Source organism: Roseateles asaccharophilus (assembly GCF_031458115.1).
In the GTDB taxonomy this organism is placed as follows: domain Bacteria; phylum Pseudomonadota; class Gammaproteobacteria; order Burkholderiales; family Burkholderiaceae_C; genus Pelomonas; species Pelomonas asaccharophilus_A.
In genome coordinates, this window is record NZ_JAVDXV010000009.1 from 373,707 (window position 1) to 396,015 (window position 22,309).

The 22,309-nt window shown below is 70.1% G+C and carries 18 protein-coding genes; 9 read left to right on the forward strand and 9 right to left on the reverse strand.

Translation table 11 applies throughout. The annotated features are described in order from the left end of the window. The first annotated feature begins 256 nt into the window (after positions 1-256). Positions 257-4,306, forward strand: a complete 4,050-nt coding sequence (locus tag J2X21_RS22620) for a hypothetical protein (RefSeq protein WP_310332381.1) — start codon at positions 257-259, stop codon at positions 4,304-4,306. 9 nt (positions 4,307-4,315) lie between these two features. On the opposite strand, the gene J2X21_RS22625 is transcribed toward J2X21_RS22620, so the two are convergent. Beyond that, a complete protein-coding gene (locus J2X21_RS22625) occupies positions 4,316-4,900 on the reverse strand; it encodes a hypothetical protein (RefSeq protein WP_310332382.1) in 585 nt (194 codons plus the stop codon). A gap of 222 nt (positions 4,901-5,122) precedes the next feature. On the opposite strand from J2X21_RS22625, the gene J2X21_RS22630 reads away from it, so the two are divergent. Next, positions 5,123-6,343, forward strand: a complete 1,221-nt coding sequence (locus J2X21_RS22630; RefSeq protein ID WP_310332383.1) for an MFS transporter — start codon at positions 5,123-5,125, stop codon at positions 6,341-6,343. Between the two features lie 10 nt (positions 6,344-6,353). On the opposite strand, the gene J2X21_RS22635 is transcribed toward J2X21_RS22630, so the two are convergent. From J2X21_RS22635 to J2X21_RS22665, 7 genes are all read right to left on the reverse strand, one after another. After that, positions 6,354-6,749: a DUF1428 domain-containing protein gene (locus J2X21_RS22635; RefSeq protein ID WP_310332384.1), complete on the reverse strand. Its 396-nt coding sequence runs from the start codon at positions 6,747-6,749 to the stop codon at positions 6,354-6,356. Positions 6,750-6,765: 16 nt separating this feature from the next. Next, a complete protein-coding gene (locus J2X21_RS22640; protein WP_310332385.1) occupies positions 6,766-7,059 on the reverse strand; it encodes a chaperone modulator CbpM in 294 nt (97 codons plus the stop codon). Beyond that, a complete protein-coding gene (locus tag J2X21_RS22645; protein WP_310332386.1) occupies positions 7,056-8,018 on the reverse strand; it encodes a DnaJ C-terminal domain-containing protein in 963 nt (320 codons plus the stop codon). Before J2X21_RS22645 ends, J2X21_RS22640 begins: the two co-directional genes overlap by 4 nt. Before the next feature lie 73 nt (positions 8,019-8,091). Continuing rightward, on the reverse strand, positions 8,092-8,637 hold the full coding sequence (locus J2X21_RS22650) for a carboxymuconolactone decarboxylase family protein (RefSeq protein WP_310332387.1): 546 nt from the start codon (positions 8,635-8,637) through the stop codon (positions 8,092-8,094). A 69-nt stretch (positions 8,638-8,706) separates the two neighbouring features. After that, positions 8,707-9,489, reverse strand: a complete 783-nt coding sequence (locus tag J2X21_RS22655) for a hypothetical protein (protein WP_310332388.1) — start codon at positions 9,487-9,489, stop codon at positions 8,707-8,709. 11 nt (positions 9,490-9,500) lie between these two features. Beyond that, the gene (locus J2X21_RS22660) at positions 9,501-11,561 is read right to left on the reverse strand and encodes an SH3 domain-containing protein (RefSeq protein ID WP_310332389.1); all 2,061 of its coding nucleotides are present in this window, start codon (positions 11,559-11,561) and stop codon (positions 9,501-9,503) included. A gap of 14 nt (positions 11,562-11,575) precedes the next feature. Then, positions 11,576-12,220 (reverse strand): PEP-CTERM sorting domain-containing protein, encoded by a 645-nt coding sequence (locus tag J2X21_RS22665; RefSeq protein ID WP_310332390.1) that lies wholly within the window; start codon positions 12,218-12,220, stop codon positions 11,576-11,578. 226 nt (positions 12,221-12,446) lie between these two features. Between J2X21_RS22665 and J2X21_RS22670 the strand changes: the two genes are divergently transcribed. Continuing rightward, entirely contained in the window at positions 12,447-12,950 is a 504-nt protein-coding gene (locus J2X21_RS22670; protein WP_310332391.1) for a YgjV family protein, read from the forward strand. A 37-nt stretch (positions 12,951-12,987) separates the two neighbouring features. After that, complete coding sequence (locus tag J2X21_RS22675; protein ID WP_310332392.1) at positions 12,988-14,112, forward strand: GGDEF domain-containing protein; 1,125 nt, start codon at positions 12,988-12,990, stop codon at positions 14,110-14,112. Positions 14,113-14,115: 3 nt separating this feature from the next. On the opposite strand, the gene J2X21_RS22680 is transcribed toward J2X21_RS22675, so the two are convergent. Beyond that, positions 14,116-15,042, reverse strand: a complete 927-nt coding sequence (locus J2X21_RS22680) for an MBL fold metallo-hydrolase (protein ID WP_310332393.1) — start codon at positions 15,040-15,042, stop codon at positions 14,116-14,118. A gap of 254 nt (positions 15,043-15,296) precedes the next feature. On the opposite strand from J2X21_RS22680, the gene J2X21_RS22685 reads away from it, so the two are divergent. The 5 genes from J2X21_RS22685 to J2X21_RS22705 all read left to right on the forward strand — a co-directional run bounded on the left by J2X21_RS22685 (position 15,297) and on the right by J2X21_RS22705 (position 22,125). Further along, positions 15,297-17,495 carry a TonB-dependent receptor gene (locus tag J2X21_RS22685; protein ID WP_310332394.1) on the forward strand — a complete coding sequence of 733 codons (2,199 nt, stop codon included), beginning with the start codon at positions 15,297-15,299 and terminating at the stop codon, positions 17,493-17,495. Positions 17,496-17,752: 257 nt separating this feature from the next. Then, complete coding sequence (locus tag J2X21_RS22690) at positions 17,753-19,252, forward strand: sigma-54 interaction domain-containing protein (protein ID WP_310332395.1); 1,500 nt, start codon at positions 17,753-17,755, stop codon at positions 19,250-19,252. Positions 19,253-19,416: 164 nt separating this feature from the next. Then, on the forward strand, positions 19,417-20,619 hold the full coding sequence (locus J2X21_RS22695) for a substrate-binding domain-containing protein (RefSeq protein WP_404667319.1): 1,203 nt from the start codon (positions 19,417-19,419) through the stop codon (positions 20,617-20,619). 31 nt (positions 20,620-20,650) lie between these two features. Next, positions 20,651-21,394, forward strand: a complete 744-nt coding sequence (locus J2X21_RS22700; protein WP_310332396.1) for an ABC transporter ATP-binding protein — start codon at positions 20,651-20,653, stop codon at positions 21,392-21,394. Continuing rightward, positions 21,391-22,125: an ABC transporter ATP-binding protein gene (locus J2X21_RS22705; RefSeq protein ID WP_310332397.1), complete on the forward strand. Its 735-nt coding sequence runs from the start codon at positions 21,391-21,393 to the stop codon at positions 22,123-22,125. Before J2X21_RS22700 ends, J2X21_RS22705 begins: the two co-directional genes overlap by 4 nt. Positions 22,126-22,309: the final 184 nt, after the last annotated feature.

The following is a 22,309-nucleotide window of genomic DNA, read 5'->3' on the forward strand; positions in this document are numbered from 1 at the left end:
GCCAGCGGCGACTCGGCAGTGCAATGCGGGGTATTCACGCCCATACCGGCCGTTCCCTGCGATTGGAGTACCTGAACTGGCACCCGCACCGACGGCCGGGTGCGGCAGCCAGGTCACCGCTTGCATAGGCAGCTCGCCACGGCCTCGCCGGTCGCACCAAACGCGCCCGTGAAAAACCACGGAACTGGTGGACATTTCACTGTGTTGGAATCCGCCGCAATCCATCTCGGGGCCCGAGCTGGCAGGGAGACGACCCATGAAGCGATTCACGACGACGCTGGCGCTGCTGCTCGCCAGTCTGGCCGCCCACACCGCACCGCTGACGGCTGGCGACCTGCCGCCCGCCGCACGCGACTGGCTGCCGTGGGCGCTGCAAGGCCAGCCGCCGCTGGGCTGCCCGGCGCCGCAGGATGCGGCCGATGGTGCCGTTTGCGTGTGGCCTGGCCGGCTGCAGCTGAATGTCGGTGCGCGTGAAGCCAGCTTCCGTCTCGATGTGCAGGTGTTCGGTGCCCCGGCCCGCATGGCGCTGCCCGGCGAAGCCGGCGCCTGGCCGCAGGACGCGAAGGTGGCGGGCCGCGCGCTGCCCGTCACCGAGATCGAGGGCCACCCCGCCGTCTGGCTGGCGCCGGGCAGCCATGTTGTTGAAGGCCGCATCGCCTGGGGCGATGCGATGCCGCAGAACCTGGCCGTGCCGGCCGGCGTGGGCGCCATCGTCGTCAGCAGCGACGGTGCCACGCAAGCCCGCCAGCCCGACGGCGACGGCCGGCTGTGGCTGCGCGCCGTGGCCAGCCCGGCCGAGGCCAGCGACAGCGTGACGGTGCAGACCGTGCGCCTCGTCGACGACGAGCTGCCGCTGACGGTCACCACGTCCTACGAGCTGCGCGTGGCCGGCCGCGCCCGCGCGGTGGAGCTGCCGCTGGCGCTGCTGCCGGGGCTGGTGGCGATGCAGCTGGACAGCCCGCTGCCCGCGCGGCTGGCCGAGGACGGCCGGCTCATCGTGCAGGCCCGGCCCGGCGCCTGGCGCGTCACGCTGACCGCGCGGCTGAACTCGCCCGTGCAAGCCCTGACCCTGCCCAAGACGGCCACCGACGAAGAGGTCTGGGCCGTGAAGGCGCAGCCCGCGCTGCGGCTGATACGCCCCGAGGGCGTGGCCAGCGTGGACCCGCGCCAGGTCGAGATGCCCGACGACTGGCGCGCGCTGCCGGCCTTCCGGCTCAAGCCGGGCGAGACGCTGAAGCTGACCGAGCTGCAGCGCGGCAACGAGACCGCCGCGCCCGACACGCTCAGCCTGCAGCGCCGGTTGTGGCTGGACTTCGACGGCCGTGCGCTGACGGCGAGCGACCGCTTCAGCGGCGCGCTGTCGGCCAGTTCACGGCTGTCCATGGCCGCGCCTGGCCAGCTGGGCCGCGCATCGCTGGGCGGTGAAGACCAGCCCATCACGCAGCTGGTGAAGGACGGCCCCGCCGGCTTCGAGGTGCGCGCCCGCGAGGCCAGCATCACGGCCGACAGCCGCTGGGCCCGCGACGGTGCGCTGCCCGCCAGCGGCTGGACGGCCTCCGTGGATCAGCTGAACGCCACGCTGCAGCTGCCGCCCGGCTGGCGGCTGCTGCACGCGCAAGGCCCAAGCCGCGCCGACGGCGCCTGGGTCAGTCTGTGGACGCTGTGGGACTTCTTCTTCGTGCTGCTGGCCGCGCTGGCCGCCTTCCGGCTGCTGGGCTGGCGCACCGGCGTGCTGGTGGGCGTGGCGCTGGCGCTGACCTGGCACACGCCCGGCAGCCCGCCGGCCGTGTTGTGGTTCGGCCTGCTGGCGCTGACGGCGCTAGCGCGCGTGCTGCCGGTGGGGCGGGCGCAGATGCTGTTCGCGCGCGGACGCGTCGCCATGGCCGCGCTGCTGGCGCTGGTGCTGCTGCCGTATGCGGTGGATGAGATCCGGCTGTCCATCTACCCCAGCCTGGATGGGGTGGGCATGGTGATGGCCGAGCAGGCTGTGCCGGCTGCCGCGTCTGAGCATCCGGCGTTCGTGCCACCGCCCGAAGTCGAGGTCGCCGCGCCGGAGGTTCGCAAGATGCCCGCACCACGAATGCTGGAGAAACGTGCGTCGTCTTACTCCGGCAGCAGCGACCTGTCCCGCGTGGACCCCGGCGCCCGCGTGCAGACCGGCCCCGGCCTGCCCACCTGGAACTGGCGCGCCCATCGGCTCGTCTGGAGCGGCCCGGTCACGCCCGAGCAGACGCTGAACCTGTGGCTGCTGCCGCCCTGGGCCACCGCGCTGCTGAAGCTGGTGGGGCTGGCGCTGCTGGCGTTGGCGCTGGTGGTTGTGTCGGGCTTCAAGCCGCCCGCGCTGCCGCGCCGTGGTGCCGGCGCCGTGGCCGCCGCGCTGTGCCTGGCGCTGGGCCTCGCACCCACGCCGGCCGACGCGAACGACGACAAGGTCGGCACCGCGCCCTGGCCCAGCGACGCCCAGCTGCAGACGCTGCGCGGCAAGCTGGCCGCGCCGCCCGACTGCCTGCCGCGCTGCGCCGACCTGGCCCGCCTGATCGTCAGCGCGCAGGGCTCGGCCGTGCAGCTGCGCGCCGAGATCCATGCGCAGGCACTGGTGGCCGTGCCGCTGCCCGGCCAAGGCACCGGCTGGCAACCCGCCAGCGTGCTGCTCGACGGCCAGCCTGCCGCCACGCGCCGTGACGACGAAGGCCGGCTGTGGGCCGCCGTGCCGGCTGGCGTGCACCAGTTGGTGCTGAGCGCCGACGTGGGCAATGCCAGCGGCCTGGACATCGCGCTGCCGCTGCCCCCGCGCGCGCTGCAGGCCGAGCTGAAGGGCTGGACGCTGGCCGGCCTGGACCCGCGCGGCCAGAGCACCGGTGCGATCACGCTGAGCCGCGAGGCCCAGGCCGGCGCCCGCGCCGAAGACGCCGGCACGCAGCGCGACGCGTTGGCACCGCTGGTGCGCGTGGACCGCCGCCTGGAGCTGGGCCTGCGCTGGCAGATCCAGACCCATATCGAGCGCCTGGCTCCCAGCCGCGCGCCGCTGCGCGTGCGCTGGGCGCTGCTGCCCGGCGAAGCCATCGGCGACGCGCGCGTGACGGTCAGCGACGGAATAGCCAGCCTGCAGCTGGGTGGCGACGACGCCGCCGACGTCACCAGCACGCTGCCGCCCGCCGCCGCGCTGACGCTGGCAGCCGGCAAGGAGCCCAACCAGGTGGAGCGCTGGACGCTGGCCGCGTCGCCGCAATGGCATCTGGAATCCAGCGGCCTGCCGACCACCACGGTGAACCAGGATGGCGAATGGCGGCCTGAATGGCGGCCCTGGCCCGGCGAGACGCTGAAGCTGGCCATCACCAAGCCCGCCGGCTTGGCCGGCCAGACGCTGACGCTGGACCAGGTGCACACGACGCTGAAGCCCGGCGAACGCAGCACCGACGTGGACCTGGCCCTGAACCTGCGCGCCAGCCTGGGAGGCCCGCACGCGCTGAAGCTGCCGGCCGGTGCCGAGCTGCTGAGCGTGCAGATCAACGGCACCACGCTGGCACTGCAGCCGCGCGACGGCGTGTTGAGCCTGCCGCTGACGCCCGGCGCGCAGCGGGTGCAGATCCGCTGGCGCCAGCCCGCAGGCATGGGCCTGGTGTGGCGGCACGAAGGCCTGGCACTGGGGCTGCCCGGCGTCAACGACCGGCTGCAGTTGCACGTGCCCGAGGACCGCATCGTGCTGGCCGTGGGCGGCCCCCTGATAGGGCCGGCCGTGCTGATCTGGGGCGTGCTGATCGTCGTGCTGGTGCTGGCGTGGTTCGCGCCGCGCGGCCTGCCCGGCATCATGAACCGGCCGGCCTGGATCATCCTGGCGCTGGGCGTGGCGCCGGTGTCGATGTGGGCGCTGGCAGTGCTGGCCGGCTGGTTCGCGCTGCTGGAAGCGCGCCGCCGCTGGGCACTCGCCGTGCCCGATGCGAAGCGCTGGCAGCGCATCCTCGTGCAGCTGCTGCTGGTGCTGTGGACGCTGTTCGCCATCGGCGCGCTGCTGGACGTGTTGCGCACCGGCCTGCTGGGCTACCCCGACCTGATGGTGGCGGGGCCGGAGTCCAGCAGCCATTTGCTGAGCTGGCTGAACGACCGCTTCGCCGAGCACACGGCCGGTGCCTGGGCGCTGAGCGCGCCGACCTGGGCCTACCGCGCCCTGATGCTGGCCTGGGCGCTGTGGCTGGCCACGTCACTGCTGAAGTGGGTGGGCTGGGCCTGGGCCGCGTTCAGCGCGGGCGGTGCATGGCCGGAGAAGCCGGTGGTGGTGGAGACGCCGCCACAGAAATCAGCTGACTGACCGGCAGCATCAGCCTGCAAAGTTCATGCACAGCGCCTTCATCAGCCGTTCCATGCGCATGGGCTCTGGCTGAACCGCGGCGGCCAGGGTCGGAAAGCGCCCGGCGAGTTGCTGCCTGACTTCTTCCAGGCTGGCCGGCGCGCCCTTGTGCACTTGAACACCCTTGCCCGCCGCCGACACGCCCACGGCGCCCACGTAGATGACCTTGCCGGCCGGCGCCTCGAACACCGGCGTCATGTTGCCGGCACAGGCCTTGAAGTGGGCAAAGCCCGCCGCATCGGGCATGACGGCCGTCAGCCCGTAGACCCGGCTCCCGGTCGTGGCCGGCACGCGCGCGACGATGTAGCCGTCCTCGGGATAGGTGTTCACCACCACCGCGCTGCTCATCGGCGTCTCGTCGGACGCCCATCCGCCCGGCGTGCGCGTGCCGCTGACGATGTGGACCCGGTATCGCTTGGTGAATCCGATGACGAGGATGGACTCGTTGGCGAGCGGGTCGGCCGCCGGAATGTCCCGGGTCAGGGTCTGCGCGCCGACGACGCAGCCGGAGAGGGTGAACGGCAGCGGCGCCGCCAGGAGGAGTCTGCGTTTCATGGACGGCGCTGCATGTCTGTGGGCTCCAGGCTTCGCCGTGGGCGGGCGGCTGCGGGCCATTCTGCTGGCCGGCAGACGCCGGCCGAGGTGTCGACATAGGGAGGCACGACAAGCTAGGGAGACCTGGCTCGCGCCGGTGTTGTCGATCCGGCCAGGCGTCGTTCGTCGTAGGCGGTGAAGCGGTGGAATCGCTCCGTCGCCGTTGGCTGCTAAGGACCCGCCATGCCTGACTCGACCCCCTCAGCTCTGCGCGAGCACTACCGCTGGATCATCGTCGCCGCCGGCGGCCTGCTGGGCTGCGTGGCCATAGGCGCGCTGTTCTCGCTGCCGGTGCTGCTGCGGCCCATCTCGCTGGACACTGGCTGGTCCACGACCGGCATCTCCACCGCGATGACGGTCGCGTTCGCCGCGCTGGCCGTGGGCAGCATGTTCTGGGGCACGCTGTCCGACCGCATCGGCCCGCGCCAGGTGGTGCTGGCCGGCACGGTGCTGCTCATCACGGGCCTGGTGCTGGCCAGCGTGGCGACGTCGCTGCTCGCGTTCCAGCTGTGGTTCGGCGCGCTGGTGGGCGTGGCCGCCGCGGCCATCTTCGCGCCGCTGATGGCCTGCGTGACCGGCTGGTTCGACACGCGGCGCAGCCTGGCGGTGTCGCTGGTGTCGGCCGGCATGGGCATGGCGCCGCTGACGATGTCACCGCTGGCCGCCTGGCTGGTGCAAGCGCACGACTGGCGCAGCACGCTGCAGGTCATCGCTGCCGTGGTGGCGGCCGTCATGCTGCCGGCCGCGTTGCTGATCCGCCGCCCGCCCTCGCTGTCACAGGCCGCCGCTGCCCCGCCCGAGCCCGACATGACCGTGGGCCAGGCCCTGCGCTCGGCGCCCTTCCTGATCCTGGTGCTGACCAGCTTCCTGACCTGCGCCACGCACTCCGGCCCCATCTTCCACACGGTCAGCTATGCGGTCACCTGCGGTATTCCGCTGATGGCGGCGGTGTCCATCTACAGCCTGGAGGGGCTCGCAGGCATGGGCGGCCGCCTGGTGTTCGGCCTGCTGGGCGACCGCTTCGGCGCCGCGCGCATCCTGGTGCTGGCACTGCTGGCGCAGGCCGTCGTCGCGCTGGGTTATCTGTATGCGCGCGAGCTGGGCAGCTTCTACACGGTGGCCGCGCTGTTCGGCTTCACCTACGCGGGCGTGATGCCGCTGTTCGCCGTCATCGCGCGCGAGAACTTCCCGCTGCACATGATGGGCACGGTGATCGGCGGAACGACGATGGCCAGCAGCGTCGGCATGGCGCTGGGGCCGGTGCTGGGCGGGCTGATCTACGACGCGTCGTCCAGCTATGCCTGGCTGTTCATTGGCGCGTTCGCGCTGGGCATGGGCGCCTTCCTGTCGGCGCTGATGTTCATGCGGCTGCCGCAGCGCGCCGGGCAGGCCGTGGCGGCGTGAAGCAAACGGATCAATCCAGCGGCATGGGCTTGAACCCCGCCGCGATGAGGCGCTTGCCGCCGAACGCGGGCGGCCGGTCCTCGAACTGCATGCGCGGGTCGCTGGTGACCTTCTCCATGCCAGCGTCCCGCGCCGCCTTGTCGCGCCATTCGACATGCGACAACACAACGGTCTCGCCATCGCCAGCGCCGGCCGCGGTGGCCATGCTCGCGTAGGACTCGTCGGCCTCGCGGGCGCTGGTGCCGTGGTACGAACTGGCGTCCGGGCCCGACTCGTCCAGCCAGCACTCGACGACGCTCAACGCACCGTGCTCCTTGAGCACCTGCGCGGAGATGCGGGCCAGCTCTTCGTAGGCGGCCTTGTTCGCGCGCGGCACCGGCGCGAGGTAGCAGTCGATGTAGCTCATGGGAAAGCTTTCGGGATCATGTGGAGCGCGAGCGCAGCCGGTGGATCTCGTCGATGAGGTCCACCACCAGCGCAGCCAGCTCCTGGTTGGCGTCGAAGTCGCGTTCGATGGCCTGCAGCCGCAGCGCCCGGTCCAGCTGGGCGCTCGCGAAGCGGCGTGCCGCGCCCTCGCCGCTGCAGCAGACCAGCAGGCCGGCATCCAGCCGCTGGCTCAGCCAGTCGGCGCTGACGCCGCAGGCGCAGGCCAGCTCGTCCAGCGTCAGCGTCTGGTCGTCGACGAGCACGCCGACCAGCACGGTGGAGTCGTTCATGCGGAGCCCCCCGGTGCACGCGGATGGAAGTCGCGGCCCACCGCCGCCGCCATGACCTCGTAGGCGGCGCGCGCGCCGGGCAGCGTGGACGGCGGCAGCTTCACCTCGACCTGCAGCACCATGTCGCCGGCCGATTCACCGGTTTGGCCGGGCAGGCCGCGGCCCTTGAGCCGCAGGCGCTTGCCGTGCGGCGTGTCGGGCGGCACCGTCACGCTGATCTCGCCGGCCGGCGTCGTCGCGTTGACATCGCCACCCAAGGCGGCCTCCCAGGGCGCCAGCGGCAGCGGCTCCAGCACGTCGCGGCTGCTCTCGCGAGCGGTGTCCTTGAACTGGATCTCCAGGTAGAGGTCGCCCGCGGCCGCGCCACCGCTGCCTGCCGAGCCCTGGCCGGGCAGGCGGATGTGCTGGCCCGCGCGCACGCCCTTGGGGATCTTGACCTGCAGGTTGCGCATGACTGCGGCGCGGTGGCCTTTGTCATCCGGCGCGAGGCTGCGCACGCTGACCGCGCGCACGGCGCCGTCGATGGCGTCCGACGCGTCGATGACCAGCTTCACATGCTCATCGGCGCCGCGCTCGGGCGCGTCGGCCGGTTCCGGCTTGGCGGAGCGGCCGAACATGCTGGTGAAGAAGTCACTGAACCCGCCGTCGCCGCTGCGGCCCGCCGTGGGCTTGCCGTCGTAGCTGAAGCCCTGCTTCCAGTCGCTGGGCAGTTCGGGCTTGGCCGGCTTGGCAGCGGCGGCCTGTTGCCGACGCCGCACGCCGTCGTAGGCCGCACGGCGCTGCGGGTCCGACAAGGCCTCGTAGGCCTCGTTCATGCGCGCCATGGCCGCATGCGCCTCGGCCGTGTGGTTCAGGTCCGGATGCAGCAGCCGGGCCTGGCGTCGGTAGGCCTGCTTGATGGCGGCCGCGTCCGCATCGGTCCGGACACCCAAGGTCTCGTAATAGTCCTGGAAGCGCATCGCCCCAGTATGGGAACGCGCCCCGCCGCCCCTGTCGGACGGCGCCGCCTTCGTCAGCCAGCGGCCAACTGCTTCAGCCGGCAGGAAACCGCGGGCAGCCCGCCTCCGGCGGCAGCCGCAGCGCATTCGTCAAGTAGCTCACGGTGCGGTAGAAGCCGGCCAGCATCAGCAGCTCGATCAGCGCGTCGTCGCTGAACGCGCGCTGCAGCTCCGCCCACAGCGCGTCGTCCACGTCGCAGTCGGCATGCAAGGCGTCGCACAGGCGCAGCAGCAGCCGCTCCTCGTCGCTCCAGCAGGCCGCTTCCGCGCCGCCATGCACGGTGGCGCGGACCTGCTCTTCGCTGAGGCCCGCGACGGCACCAAAGCCGGCGACATGCACACCCCATTCGTACTCGGAGCCGCACAGCGCCGTCGTGCGGTCGATGACGATCTCGCGCTGACGCAGGCTCAGGTGACCCTTGTCCAACAGGCCACCGGCAAAGAACTTCTTCGCCAGGCGGGGATCGCGCGCCAGTGTCGTGAACAGCCGCAGCGGCGGCCGCCCCTTCATCGTGCGGTTGATGACCTCGGCAACTTGGGGATCGAAAGGTTCGCTTGCGGGCGCGATGCGGGCAGCCATGATGTCTCCTGTCTGTATGCCCACAGGCTAGCCAGCGTCAGCCGCATGGGCTGTCGCAAGCCCGACAGCTCAGCCACCCTGGCGCTGCAGCTGGTAGTCGCGCAGCGAGCGCAGCAAGGCCTGCTGGCGCGCGCCCGGTTGCAGCTCACGCGCGACCTGCTCGAAGCGCGCCACGTTGCCTGCGTTCAGGAACGGGCCCACGTTCTCGGCCACCGACTGCGCGGCCTGCCAGCCGCCGGTGTGCACCAGGCCCACGAACATCTCGTCGTAGCCCGCCGTCAGGCCCAGCTGCTGCCACTGGCGCAGCACCGGGTAGGCCTTGTCCAGCAGCACGGCGTCGTAGGTCTTGCCCAGCGCTGCCACGGCGGCGGACACGGTTTCTGTCGAGGGCGGCAGCTTCGCTGCGAGCGCAAGTGCCGCAGCCTGCACGTGGCCATCGGGGAAGGCCAGCAGCTCGCGCACCAGCGCGCTCTGCTCGGCCGGGTTGCCCTGTGCCTGCAGCCGTTCGATCTGCTGCATCAGCGCGCCGACGATCTCGAAATGTTCATCCAGGCCCTCGCGGCTGGTGACGCGACAAGTGTTGGCCGCGTGGCACTGCAGCAGGCCGCGCACGGCCTGGACGGGCGTCTGGGAGGCCAGCGCGGTGGCGTTGATCGGCTCCTGCAGCGGCAGGCTGGCGGCCAACGCCGGCGCCTGTGCCATGACAGGCCCGACGGCAGCGCCGGCCAGCGCCGGCTGCGGCGACGCCCGGGCCTCGCCACCAGCCGGCGCGCCGTCATCACGCTGGCTCCACCACAGCCCGGCGCCCACGGCCGCGGCGAGCGCCAACGCGAGAACAGCCTTCGTCGCCATGTCTCAGACCATCACGGTTGGAGGGCCAGGAAGGTCGCCGACGGCCAGCGGTTGGTGCGGCAGTAGGCCGCGTTGCCGCTGCGCGTCAGACAGGCGTTGACCAGTGCGGTGCCGAACGGGCCGTACACGTCCACCTCGGCGGCACCATTGCGCGTGACGGCCTCGGTGCAGTGGAAGCGGTGCGCCATGGAACGCGACGCGCCGCGCGGGCAGTCGCCGTTGCCGGTGGCCGCAGCCGCCAGCGCCTTGCTCCAGATGGGCATCGTCACCGCCACGCCGTCGATGACGGTCGGGCGATTGGCCGTGCAGACCGCGCCGCCGCCGGCTTCCACGCAGGCCTGCGTGCTGGCGGCCGTGAACGGGCCATACGTCTGGCTGGCGCTCATGCACTGGCGCAGGTGGGCGTCGTAGCGCGTGCCGTTGGGGCAGTGCGCCGGCTTGTGCGCGGACGGCGCCGTCGTCGGCACGACCCAGTTGGCCAGCGTGGAAACGGGGTACAGGTTGCCGCCGAACACCCAGCCCTCGCGCAGCACGCCGTCGGTGTGCGTGTACTCGAGGCGGTAGTACAGGTTGTTGGCCGAGGCCGTGCCGTACACCTCCTTGATCTGCACCGCGGTGCCGGCCGGGATGGCCATCAGCACGGTGCCGTTGGGCGTGGCGCGCATGTTGAGGTTGGGCACGACCTTGACCCAGTCCCCCGCGTAAGGCAGCGTGCCGGCGCCGGCGGGCGCGGCGCCCACGGTCAGCGCGGCGTGCGTGGCCGGCAAGCCGGCATCGATCCAGCCGTCGGTCAGCGCACCATTGACGGATGCGCGGATGCGGTACAGACGCTTCTGTGTCTGCGCGCCAACCACCATGAAGTCCAGCACCTGGTAGGTGCCGGCGGCAGCCTGGCCCAGCACCATGCCATCCGGCGCGGAGCGCAGGTCCAGCGGCTGCAGCGTCGCGATGGCGCTGCCCAGCGATTGCAGGCCCGCGACCTGGCCGCGGCACAGCTGGTGGCGGTTGTGGTCGATGCGCGGGAAGCCGGTGGTCTGCGCAACGTAGACGGGCGTGATGCTGTTCTCGTCAAAGCTGGCGCGGCCGCCCAGGCAGGCGGCGTCGCGCACGTCGTCCACGCACTCCAGCGTGCCGGCGGCGTTCAGCACGCAGGCCGACGTGCCGACCTGCAGCAGCTTGCCGGACTCGACGCTGCCGCCGGTGGGCACCGGGCAGGACGGGCCGTTGTCCATCAGGCAGTTGACATCGATGGCGGCGGCCTTGGTCAGGTCGGCCACGTCCACCAGCCACAGCCGGTTGTCGTAGTTGTCGCGGTAGCCGTTGTCCTTGGCGACATTGACGTCGGCCGGGTTCTGCCAGCGGCACACGCGCGTGGGGCCGCCGTTGTAGGCGCTCCACGCGGCGCGTGCGCGGCTGCGCCAGTAGGCGTCGATGTCGGCCGTCGTGCCGGTGGGCTCGGTCACGCCACCCAGGCAGGCGGCGGGCGCGGCTTGCCACGCGGCGTAGTAGATGTCGATGGCGTAGGTGAAGTTCTGCATCATGTTCCAGCCCTTCCCCTCCTGCAGCCGGACGAAGTGATAGCGGTCGTCGACCTGCATCATTCCGTGCCCGTGGCCGCTGTCGCCGCGCATCATCTTCAGCACGTAGGGCTGGCCGGCGGCGAGCTGCGCGTCGCGGTAGTGTGACCAGAACGTCTCCTGCCGCAGCGTCGCGTAGGTGCCGCGCTGGAAGGCCTCCAGCTCGCGCGCCGATGCGCCCGGCTTGCGCGCCAGCAGGTAGCGCTGGCTCGCGTCGCGGATCACCGGGTACATGGCCTGCATGTAGCGCTTGCGCTCGGTGGCGTTGCTCACGGCATGGGCCGCGTCGTCGTAGATGACACCCGTGTAGTTGCCACGCACGAAGCTGTCGGGGCCGAAGGCCGACGCATCGCAGCCCGACGGCGCGCGGCCGTGCGTCCAGGTGCCGCCGACCTTGCCCGTGCAAGCCCAGTCATTGGGGGTGGGTGTGTACTGGGCCTGCGCCGTGCCGGCAAAGCCCAGGCACAGCAGGGCGAGAAGAGCCAATCGTTTCATCGTGGGTCTCCGTGTCAGATCGAACGACGACGGCGCGCAGCCGCGACGCCGGCCAGGCCGGCCAGCATCAGCGCGACGCTGCCGGGCTCGGGCACGGCCGCCACGTCGCCCACGCGCACGGCCCAGGCCTGGGCCAGCGTGTCGTTGGCCAGTTGGTCCTGCATGCCCATGCCCATGAAGAAGGCGAGGCTGAAGCCGGGGTCGCTGGCGCTGCTGGTCCAGAACACCGGGCCGACGTCATTGCCGGGGTCGACGAGGCCGCTGAACGGGCCCGTGTTCGTCAGGCTGAACGCCGCGTTGCTGAGGCTGGCGTAGTACAGGTAACCCAGCTGCGTGTTCAGGCCGGCGTTGTTGATGCCGACGTCGGTGGAGCCGTCCTCGCTGTAGTCCAGCTGCAGCGCACTGCCGTTGACCGGCGCGACCGTGGGCAGCGCCCAGTCGTCGAAGCCACCGAAGCTCAAGGACGCCGCCCACGCGGTCGCATCGGCCTGATTGAGCAGGCCGCCCGTCGCGGCATTGGTGATCCAGGTCAGGTTGGTCACGGTGTCGTAGACCATCGTGCCGCCGGCACGCACCTGCAGCTCGGCCATGGCCGGCGCGGCGATCAGGCAGCCCGTCAGGGCCAGGGCGGCGAGCAGCTTCTTCTTCAACGGGTTCATGGCAGGGGCGACACAGTCGCTGAGCTGAGGCGGGCCGGATGGTCGTCAAACGCGTTGTGCAGGCGTGATCGGGTTAGTCCGTGGCGCCGCTGCCAATTCGAGCGAACGGCATAACCCCGATGAATGAGCCTGCCCGTCACGCGAAGGCTGTATTCCCTGGCGTCAGCAGGACAATTCGCCCCCGCCGCTTCTCACCCCCCAGTTCACGGGGGCCACCGCTTCCCGCATGCTCGCCACCGACTGGTTCTCCCCCGCTCAGCTGTTCGGCTACGTCGCCTTCGTGCTGGGCGTCGCCTGCTTCCTGCAGACCGACGACCGACGCTTCAAGTGGTACATGACGGGCGAGTGCCTGGCCTATGTCGTGCACTTCACGCTGCTGGGCAACCCGACGGCCGTGGCCAGCTCGCTGATCTCGATGACGCGCTCGCTGCTGTCGCTGCGCACGCGCTCCAAGTGGGTGGCGGTGGCGGTGGTCACGGCCAACATCGGCTTCGGGCTGGTCATCGCCGAGAAGCCCACCGACTGGCTGCCGCTGACGGCCTCCTGCCTGGGCACCATCGCGCTGTTCACGCTGCAGGGCATCCCCATGCGGCTCTTGATGCTGTGCGGCACGGCGCTGTGGATCGCCAACAACCTCGTCGTCGGCTCCATCGGCGGCACGGCGCTGGAGATCGTCATCGCGGCGATCAACCTGACCACCATTGCGCGCATGGCGCGCGGGCAGAACTGACTGGACAGCCGCTGCGGCTTGCCGATACTCGCGCTCCATGACCGCACCGCTTCCGCCGCCGGCCGCCGGGCCTGACGACGACCAGGCGCAGCAGATCGCCTTCGGCCGATGCGTGCTGGCGCTGAGCCGCACGATGCGCACCGCGCCGCTGGGCTGGGGCCTCGTGGCCTGGGCCGCCTGGGGCCGCGTGCCGCAAGCCAACTTGCTGGCCTGGCTGGCGCTGGCAGCCACGGGATGGCTGATCTCGCTGGGGTTGCTGGCGCTGATACGCCGCGAGGGCATGAACCTGGCCCGGCACCAGCATTGGCTGCAGGCAGCGGCCGCCATCGACGGCGCCTGGTGGGGCGCCGTCATCGCGCTGCTGGCGGGCAACGATGCGGCGCTGAACGCCTTCCTGGGGGCCGTGCTGTGCGGCGTCGCGGCGGTCAACGCGCCGGTCTACGTGACGCGCATCCACGTGTTCTACGCGCTGTGCGCCGCACTGTGGCTGACGGCGCTGACCGGTCTGCTGCGCCTGCCCGGGCGGGCCATGCTGGACATCGCACTGGGGCTGGCCGTGTTCCTGGGCCTGCTGTGCTACTTCATGCACGGCGTGGCCACGCGCGTGGTGGAGGGCATACGGCTGCAGCTGGCCAATGCGGCGCTGACCGTGCAGCTCAGCGAAGCGCTGGCCGCCATGGAGCACCAGGCGGCGACGGACGCGCTGACCGGCCTGCCCAACCGCCGCTCGCTGGACCAGGCGCTGGCCGCCCAGCTCGCACTGGCCAGGCGCGAAGGCCGGCCGCTGTCGCTGCTGATGCTGGACCTGGACCGCTTCAAGGCCGTCAACGACACGCACGGCCACGGCGTGGGCGACGCGGTGCTGCGCGCGTTCGCGCAACGCGTGCAGGCGCAGCTGCGGCCGTCGGACGTCTGCGCCCGCTACGGCGGTGAGGAGTTCGTCGTGCTGCTGTCCGGCACCAAGGAGCTGCTGGCCGTGGACGCGGCCGACCGGCTGCGCCGCGCGGTGGCCGACGGCCCGCTGGTGCCGGGTGTTGCCATCACCGTGTCGGTGGGGCTGGCGACCTGGCGGGACGAAGATGCCGCGGCGCTGCTGGCGCGGGCGGATGCTGCGCTGTATGCGGCCAAGCGCGGCGGGCGCAACCGCGTGATCGCAGGCTGAGGTTCAGCGGTTCGTCGAGTAATTGACCGGCAGCCAGTCATACCCCTTGCCATCCGTGCGCAGCTTGCCGATGCCGGGGAAGCTGATGTGCGTGACGGCCACGTAGTAGCCGTCCTTGGCCGCGGCGGCGTAGGCCTTCTCGCGTTCGGGGCGAGCGGCCTTGGGGTCGCTGTCGAACTGGATGGTGACCTCGGGGTTGGGGAACTGCACCGCGGCCACGTGCATCAGGTCGCCCCAGAACATCATCTTCTGGCCCTTGCTCTCTGCCACGTAGTTGCTGTGGCCGGGCGTGTGGCCGTAGGCGGGGAACGCCTTCACGCCGGGCACGATCTCCACGCCCGCCGCAGCGCCCTCGAAAGGCTTGAAGCGGCCGGCATCGGCAAAGCCCTTGACCAGCGCGGCAATGGCCTTGGCGCCGTCGCCCTTGGCGACCTGCTCGGGCGCCAGCCAGTGGTCGCTGTCGCGCTTGTCGATGCGCAGCGTCGCGTTCGGGAAGGCGGTGCTGGAGGCGCCGCCGATGTGGTCGCCGTGCATGTGGGTGATGACGATCTCGTCCACCTGCTCGGGCTTGTAGCCGGAGGCCTTCAGGTTGGCGAGCATGACGCCGGCGGTGGGGCCGAACAGGCCGGCGGTGCCGGTGTCCACCAGCACGATCTTGGCGCCGGTGTTCACCAGGTAGGCATTGACCGAGGTTTCCAGCGGCACGCCCAGGTAAGCGTGCTGCAGCGCGCGCAACGTGTTCTCTGGCGGCTGCTGCAGCAGCTTGTCGACGGGCAGGTTGATGCTGCCGTCGGACAGCGCGGTGATCTCGAAATCGCCCAGCTGCACGCGGTACCAGCCCGGCGCCTGGCCCTTGAGCTGCGGGCCGGCGGCGAAGGCGGTGGCGCTGAAGGCCAAGGCAAGGGCGGCGGGAAGCAGGCGTTTGAGCATCTCGGGTCTCCGGGGGATGGGGATAGCGGCGCAGGATAGCCGCGGCCGGCGGGCGCTGCAGCCCCAAGGGCGGATGTCCGGCGAATGGACAGCAGCGGCGATGCACGCTGACTGGATTTCAGACAGAACCGAGGCCGTGCACGCCCGTTTCGCGGGTTAGCGCGCAAGGGTTTCCACGCGGTTTGCCCCAACTTGGCCCGGGCATGTCTTTTGCGCTGCGGGGGCTGGCTCACACAAACAACGAGGAGACCTCCATGCCACGACGCCTACCGGCGCCTTCACGCGTCCACCGCCTGCATTTCGCCATTGCCGCCGCACTCGGCGCCGCGCTGCCGGCCCAGGCCCAGACCGCCCCGGCCACCGAACCGACGGTGACGACGCTGGACGTCGTCAAGATCACGGCCCGCAAGCGCGAGGAGTCGCTGCAGGACGTGCCGGTGGCCGTGACGGCGCTGACGGCCGAGCAGCTGGACAAGCTGGCCATCAAGGACCTCGGCGACCTGCAAGGCCAGGTGCCCAACCTGACCATCTACGCCGCGCGCGGCAGCAACACGACGCTGACCACCTTCATCCGCGGCGTGGGCCAGGCGGACCCGCTGTGGGGCGTGGACCCGGGCGTGGGCATCTACTTCGACGACGTCTACATCGCCCGCCCGCAGGGCGCGCTGCTGGACGTCTACGACGTGCAGCGCGTGGAGGTGTTGCGCGGCCCGCAGGGCACGCTGTACGGCAAGAACACGGTGGGCGGCGCGGTGAAGTACGTGTCCAAGCCGCTGCCGCAGAAGACCGAGGGCGCGGTGACGCTGGCGACGGGCAGCTACGGCCAGGTCACGGCCAAGGGCGCGGTGGGCACGGCGCTGAACGACGGCCAGCTGCGCTTCCGTCTGGCCGGCGCCAGCCTGAACCGCGACGGCTACGGCAAAAACCTGACCGACGGCAGTGCGGTCAGCGATCAGGCCACCACCAGCGGCCGCATCTCGGCCGGATGGTTCCCGACCGGCTCGACGTTCAACGCCCAGGTGTCTATCGATCGGACACGCGACAACTCGCACATGCGCGGCTTCCAGCGCTTGAACGTGAACGCGTTCGACCCCGCGAAGACGCCGCCCACCACGGGCCGCTATGACATCGCGACCGGCATGCCCAACGCCAACTACACGAACAGCGAGGGCGAATCGCTGACGATGAACTGGGGGCTCAACGACGACTGGAACCTGAAGTACATCGCCGCGCACCGCGCGTCCGATACCGACACGTCCATCGACTTCGACGGCCTGCCCAACAAGATCGCCGATGTGCGCGCCGAGTACCACGACAGCTCGCAAAGCCACGAGCTGCAGGCCATCTACGAAGGTGCCAACCACTCGGGCGTGATGGGCGTCTACTGGTTCGACGGCCGCGCGGGCGGCACGGTGCGCAACAACTTCTTCAACCTGAGCTTCGGCACCACCAACGGCATCGTCTATACCGAGGGCAAGGCCGTGTTCGGCGACTGGAGCTGGCGCCTGACGCCGCAGTTCAGCGTCAGCACAGGCCTGCGCTACACCAAGGAGACCAAGCGCGCCCGCGTGCTGAACCAGGCCTTCGCGAACGACACGTTCAGCGGCACGCCCATCGCGACGCCGGCCAACTTCGACAACTCGCGCAGCGTGACCAACACGTCGCCGCGGCTGTCGCTGGAATACAAGCTCAGCAACGCGGTGAAGCTCTACACGACGGCCTCGCGCGGCTTCAAGAGCGGCGGCTACAACATCCGCGCCAACACGCTGTCGTTCCCGGCGTCCAGCCGCCCCTTCGAGGACGAGAAGCTGGACTCGCTGGAGCTGGGCGCCAAGATGATCCTGGACGGCGGCCGGCTGGAGCTGAACACCGCGCTGTTCCACAACAAGTACAAGAACGTGCAGCTGTCGGTGTTCACCAGCTACACCCAGCCCAACGGCCAGCCCGGCTTCTTCGGCGACTTCACGAACGCCGGCAAGGCCACGCTGAAGGGCGGCGAGGTCGAGTTCGTGTGGAACCCCTCCGCCGACTGGCGCGTCAGCGGCCATGTCGCGCTGCTGGACGCCAAATACGACGAGTACTTCGACCGCGGCGTCAACGTGGCGGATCAGAAGAAGTTCACCAACACGCCGAAGACGCAGGCCGGCCTGAACATCGAGCACAACGCCAGGCTCGCGATGGGCACGCTGCGCTCGCGACTGGGCGTGACGCACCGCACCAAGGTCTATCCGACGACCGACCTGTCCGAGTCGCTGGCGCAGGACGCGTACACGCTGGTCAATGCGGGGCTGATCTGGGAGAAGGATGCGCGTTTGAGCTTCTTCCTGCAGGGCAGCAACCTGACGGACAAGGCGTACAAGACGGATGGCTACAACATCGCGGCGCTGGGCGTCTTGAATGCGTACTACGGGGCGCCGAGGACGTTCTCGGTGGGCGGAACGTACAAGTTCTGAACGGTGTGAGCAGGCTCGGTACTTCAGGCTGCTGGCGAGTACCGTGCCGGGATGCGCGCCCGGCAGCGCGGTAACTTTCTTCTGTGGCGCCAGAAGAAAGTCACCCGGCCGCCGGGACGGACTCCCGGCAATCTCCCGATGAGCAGCTCGCTCCGCCAAGCCACCCAACAACGATAACGACAACGACGAGTAAGCCACCCATGCGCCCCCACCAACTCAGTCGCCTCGGAGCCCAATCCCGCTACATTCCCGCCTTCATGCCGCTGTCCAAAAACCAGACACGCACCGACATCCCGCAGGATGTCGACGGCCTGCTGCGCCTGGCCGCGCAGTCCATGTTCGACGTGCTGGCCCGGTCCACCGAAGGGATGATGGTCATCGACCGCGATCACCGCGTGGTCTGGATCAGCGACGGCTACAAGCGCTTCCTGCCGGCGCTGGGCTTCTCGGACGAGCACGAGTTCGTCGGCAAGCGTGTCGAGGACGTGGTGCCCAACACGCAGATGCTGCAGGTGCTGGAGACCGGCAAGCCGGTGCTGGTGGACCTGCTGACCAACAAAGCCGGCACCTTCCTCGTCAGCCGGCTGCCGCTGCGCAACGACGCCGGTGAAGTGATCGGCGCCTTGGGACTGGTCTTGCTCGACCACCCCGAGACGACGATGCAGCCGCTGATCCAGAAGTTCGCGCGGCTGCAGCAGGAGCTGGAAGACACCCGCCGGCAACTCGCCGCGCAGCGTCGGCCCAAGTACACGATCGCCAGCTTCATCGGCGCCAGCCCCGCGGCACTGGAGGTGAAGCGCCAGGCGCGGCGCGTCGCGCAGACCGACTCCACCGTGCTGCTGCTGGGCGAGACCGGCACCGGCAAGGAGTTGATGGCCCACGCCATCCACTCGGCCTCGCGCCGCGCACACCGGCCGCTGGTGGGCGTCAACATCGCCGCCGTGCCCGAGACGCTGCTGGAGGCCGAGTTCTTCGGCGTCGCGCCCGGCGCGTACACGGGCGCGGAACGCAAGGGCCGCGACGGCAAATTCAAGCTGGCCGACGGCGGCACGCTATTCCTCGACGAGATCGGCGACATGCCGCTGGCGCTGCAGAGCAAGCTGCTGCGCGTGCTGCAGGAGCAGGAGGTGGAGCCGCTGGGCAGCAACACCGTCATGCGCGTGGATGTGCGCGTCATTGCCGCCACCAGCCGCGACCTGGCGGCCATGGTGGCCGCCGGCCAGTTCCGCGCCGACCTGTATTACCGGCTCAACGTGCTGCCCATCCGCGTGCCGGCGCTGCGTGAGCGCCTGGAAGACATCGAGGCGCTGGCCGAGGCGCTGGGCGAGGACATCGCCCGCCGCAGCGGCATGCCGCAGAAGCTGCTCAGCCCAGATGCACTGGAATGGCTGGCGCAACAGGCCTGGCCCGGCAATATCCGCGAGCTGCGCAACACGCTGGAGCAGGTCAGCCTGATGAGCGACGACATGCAGCTGACGGCGGCGCATTTCAATGGCGGAGCCGCGATGCCGGCCGCCGTGGCGACAGCACCGCCGGCCGAGCCCGCTCCCGCGCTGACGTTGGCGACCTCCCAGGCCGTGGCCCCGCTGCCCGAGTTGATCGAGGCGCTGGAGCGCGACGCCATCGCGCGCGCGCTGAAGGCCACCGGCGGCAACCGCATGGCGGCAGCAAGGCTGCTGCAGATCTCGCGGGCGTCGTTGTACGAGCGATTGGCACGATGGCCCGATCTCGAAGTCCAGCTTTCGGACAACGTCTGATATTCAGACACACAGACCTGCGCTAACGTCCAAAAACCTCGGGCCAACCCTGAGGAAAACCGGCTCCGGCGACCCTTCCCCGCCGGGCACGGCCCTTGCAAAAAGGGAAGACACCGTCTGCCAACAGAGCAGACCTCGAAGACGAACTTCAGGAGACAAGCCCCATGCGTCCGATCACGCGCCGCTTTGCCCTCGCCGCCGCCACCCTTGCGGCGGCCATCTTCCCTGGCCACACGATGGCCCAGGGCAAGGAAATCCGCATCGCCCATGTCTACAGCAAGACCGGGCCGCTGGAGGCCTACGGCAAGCAGACGCAGATCGGCTTCATGATGGGGCTGGACTACGCCACCGGCGGCACGATGACCGTCGCCGGCAAGAAGATCGTCGTCATCGAGAAGGACGACCAGGGCAAGCCCGACGTGGGCAAGAGCCTGCTGGCCGCCGCCTATGGCGACGACAAGGCCGACATCGCCGTCGGCCCCTCGTCCAGCGGCGTGGCGCTGGCGCTGCTGCCGGTGGCCGAGGAGTACAAGAAGATCCTCGTCGTGGAGCCGGCCGTGGCCGACTCCATCACCGGCGACAAGTGGAACAAGTACATCTTCCGCACCGGCCGCAACTCCTCGCAGGACGCCATCGGCAACGCCGTGGCTTCGGACATCCAGGGCCTGAACATCGGCATCCTGGCCCAGGACTACGCCTTCGGCCGTGACGCCGTGAAGGCCTACAAGGAAGCGCTGAAGAAAGCGAAGATCGTCCACGAGGAGTACCTGCCCACGGCGACGACCGACTTCACCGCCGGCATCCAGCGCCTGGTGGATGCGCTGAAGGACAAGCCCGGCCCCAAGGTCATCGCCGTCGTGTGGGCCGGCGCGACGACACCCTTCCCCGCACTGGCCGCGCTGGACCTGCAAAAGCGCTACGGCATCGGCGTGGGCTCCGGCGGCAACATCCTGCCGGCCATGGCCGCGTACAAGCAGTTCCCCGGCATGGAAGGGGCGACCTACTACTACTTCGGCATCCCCAAGAACCCGGTCAACGAGTGGCTGGTGTCCAACCACTACAAGCAATACAAGAACCCGCCGGACTTCTTCACCGCGGGCGGCATGACGGCCGCCATCGCCATCGTCGAGGCGCTGAAGAAGACGGCCGGCGACACGACCACCAACAAGCTCATCAAGACCATGGAAGGCATGAGCTTCGAGACGCCCAAGGGCAAGATGACCTTCCGCCCGGAAGACCACCAGGCCATGCAGTCCATGTACCACTTCCGCATCAAGGTGGACCCGGCCTTCCCGTGGGGCGTACCGGAGTTGGTGCGGGAGATCAAGCCCGAGGAAATGCAGGTCCCGATTCGCAACAAGCGCTGACCTTTCGGCCTGAAAGTGCGGACGCGGCTCGATGCTTGAGACCAAAAACCTAACGATACGGTTTGGCGGCCACGTGGCCGTCGACGCGGTGTCATGCGCCTTCCAGCCCGGCACGCTGACGGCCATCGTGGGCCCCAACGGCGCGGGCAAGACCACCTACTTCAACCTGATCTCGGGCCAGCTGCCCGCGAGCAGCGGCGAGGTGTGGCTGGATGGCGAGAACCTCACGGGCCTGCCCGCACCGGTGCGCACGCGCCGCGGCCTGGGCCGGGCCTTCCAGCTGACGCAGCTGTTCGCCCACCTGACGGTGCTGGAGAACGTGCGGCTGGCCGTGCAGGCGCGGCAGCGCAAGGGCTTGAAGCTGCTGTCGACCTGGCTGTCGCACCGCGAGCTGATCGCTGAAGCGCAGTCGATTCTTGAGCGCGTGCGCCTGGGCTCGCGCGCCGACGACCTCGCGGCCAGCCTGCCGCATGGCGACCAGCGCAAGCTGGAGGTCGCCATGCTGATCGCGCTGGACCCCAAGGTCTACTTGTTCGACGAGCCGACGGCCGGCATGAGCGTGGACGAGGTGCCCGTGGTGCTTGATCTGATCCGCGCGCTGAAGGCCGAGAAGAAGCACACGCTGCTGCTGGTGGAACACAAGATGGACGTGGTGCGCGAGCTGGCCGACCGCATCATCGTGTTGCACCAGGGCAAGCTGGTGGCCGACGGCGACCCGGCGACGGTGATCGCCTCGCCCATAGTGCAAGAGGCTTACCTCGGGGTTGCGGCATGAATCTGCTGGAGTTGCGCGGGGTTCATACCCACGTCGGGGCGTATCACATCCTGCATGGCGTGGACCTTGCGGTGCCCACCGGCCAGGTCACCATGCTGCTGGGCCGCAATGGCGCCGGCAAGACCAGCACGCTGCGCACCTTGATGGGTTTGTGGGCGGCCAGCAAGGGCACGGTGACGTTCAAGGGCCAGGACATCACAAAGCTCGCCACGCCCGACATTGCGTCGCGGGGCATCGCCTACGTGCCTGAGACCATGGGAATCTTCGGCGAGCTGACGGTGGCGGAGAACCTGCTGCTGGCGGCACGGTCGGCGAAGAAGCTGGCCGAGCTGGATGCTTCCCGGCTGGAGTGGCTGTTCGGTTTCTTCCCGGCGCTGAAGACCTTCTGGGCGCATCCGGCGGGCAAGCTGTCGGGCGGGCAGAAGCAGATGCTCGCGATTGCGCGCGCATTGATCGAGCCGCGCGAGCTGCTGGTCATCGACGAGCCGAGCAAGGGGCTCGCACCGGCCATCGTGCTGAATTTGATAGAGGCGTTGCGGTCGGTGAAGGCGACGGCCGGCACGACGGTGCTGCTGGTGGAGCAGAACTTCCGCGTGGCAGCCGAGCTGGGCGACACGGTGGCGGTGATGGACGACGGTCGTGTCGTGCATCGCGGATTGATGCGTGAGCTGATCGAGGATGGCGAGTTGCAGCAGCGGTTGCTGGGGTTGTCGTTGGGGGCGCATCAATGATTTGCGTCGTTGAGCCTTCGGGCTCGGTACTTCTGGTTGATGGTGAGTGTGGTGGGGGGGGGGGGGGGGGGCGGGGGGGGGGGGGGGGGGGGGGGGGGGGGGGGCCCCCCGCCCCCCCCCCCGCACCCCCCACGAGGGCGGCCCCCGGTAACGCGGCGCCCACACCACCCCGCGCGGCGCGGGC